The sequence below is a fragment of the Oleiphilus sp. HI0117 genome (assembly GCF_001635235.1).
This window is the reverse complement of record NZ_LWGA01000616.1, coordinates 1-1470: the sequence shown is the minus strand read 5'-3', so window position 1 is coordinate 1470 and position 1470 is coordinate 1. Positions and strand designations below refer to the sequence as shown.

Here is a 1470-nt window from a genome sequence, read left to right as displayed (position 1 = left end):
AACTATGCCGATAGTTGATGTAGATAGAATTGGTGACCCAAGTTTTCAAGAAGATTGGAATTGTGAATTGGCCAACCGTTTTCTAGGTAGAATAAAAAATAGCTTGGTGCAGCATAATTGTCGGTTGGCTATCGGTTTGCCCGAGGTGATGAGTAAGTCAGATATGAAACACTTTCACTGCGATGGTGAAGAGATTGTTCGTCACTTTTCCATTAGCAGTGAAATAACCGATAGCGTGATGGACTGCCACCTATACGTAGACTTCCACAACGATGCTCTTTATTTAACTGAAGGCCGTCGACCAGTTGAGGACCAAGGTAACGAGGGCGACTTGGTAATCCTGTAGCGCCTAGCTATTGGGCCAAAACGAACGTTATAAATCGTCCCACCACTCTTTAAGCTCTGCCTCTAAACGCTTTTTCTCCTGATGATCTTCAATTGCTCTTCTTGCTTGGGAGCGGCGCTTTGCACGATCTTTTTTCTTTGATTCGCTTTGCTTTTGATGAAGTTCGTGAGCGATATCCATAAAGTCTACATGGATGGCTTCCAGAGAATTTTCTTGCTCAAAAGTGCTCGGGTTCTGAGATTCATGTGCTTGCATAGTGTGTCTCCTAACTGGCATCGATAAAGTTTCGAAATGTTTACTGTTTTGCATCTCACCTTATTTGGAGCTCAGGCTAGCTTTTGGGTGTGACAGTTTTGTGAAGCAAAAATGACGATTTAGACAAAAATATGGGCTTGTGAAGTAGGTCGCTTGGATGATAGTTTTGCCCGCATTTGAGCTTCTTTGTCAGTACGCTGATGGCAAGAGCTGCTCGTCAAGATCGATGATTTAGGAGAATATAACGTGCCCGTCGCCAGCCTAGCCGTCCTGTTTGCGCTGTACTTTTCTCAAGGCCTTCCTTCGGGAGTGCTAGCTCATGCTTTTCCGGCCATTATGCGAGACCAGGGCGTGTCGCTGGAATATATCGGACTGATCAAACTCCTTGCCTTGCCATGGGCTTTAAAGTTTATTTGGGCTCCCTATGTTGATCGTATCGGTTGGGCTCGTATAGGCGTGCATCGAACCTGGATAGTAGCGATGCAGTTATTGCTTGTCGGATTGCTCTTATTAGCTTCTATGTCTAACTATGAAAGCTTGTTTGGCCCCTTGATTGTTATTTTTCTCATCGGAATTCTACTGGTGAATACCTCGGCCGCGACTCAGGATATTGCAACCGACGGTTTGGCTGTGAAAGTTCTAGCAGAGCGTTTCAGGGGAATCGGAAACAGTGTCCAGGTAACAGGTTTTAAGTTGGGAATGATTTTAAGTGGTAGCGGCTTGTTACTAGGGATAGACCACTTTGGTTGGAGTCTGAGTATGCAGCTTATGGCCTTGTTGTTAGTTCTACTAATGTTGCCAATCTTCACTGGAGCTATCCCTGTTTACCCAAAGGTGACCAATAACTTTGATGCAGGTGTTGCTGATAA

Annotated in this window: 3 protein-coding genes; 2 read left to right on the top strand and 1 reads right to left on the bottom strand. The window is 44.8% G+C overall.

What is annotated here, in order from left to right:
• A partial coding sequence (locus A3757_RS26580; RefSeq protein ID WP_197469906.1) for a hypothetical protein occupies positions 1 to 346 on the top strand: 346 nt, incomplete at its 5' end.
• Positions 347 to 373: 27 nt separating this feature from the next.
• Here the strand turns inward: A3757_RS26580 and A3757_RS06850 are convergent.
• On the bottom strand, positions 374 to 601 hold the full coding sequence (locus A3757_RS06850) for a PA3496 family putative envelope integrity protein (protein WP_068511365.1): 228 nt from the start codon (positions 599 to 601) through the stop codon (positions 374 to 376).
• Positions 602 to 847: 246 nt separating this feature from the next.
• Between A3757_RS06850 and A3757_RS06845 the strand changes: the two genes are divergently transcribed.
• Positions 848 to 1470 (top strand): MFS transporter (locus A3757_RS06845; protein ID WP_156506241.1); only part of this gene is annotated, 623 nt, incomplete at its 3' end.

What these genes read in the sequence shown, in the direction of transcription:
- A3757_RS06850 (WP_068511365.1), bottom strand. Translation starts at nt 601, where the DNA reads ATGCAAGCACATGAATCTCAGAACCCGAGCACTTTTGAGCAAGAAAAT.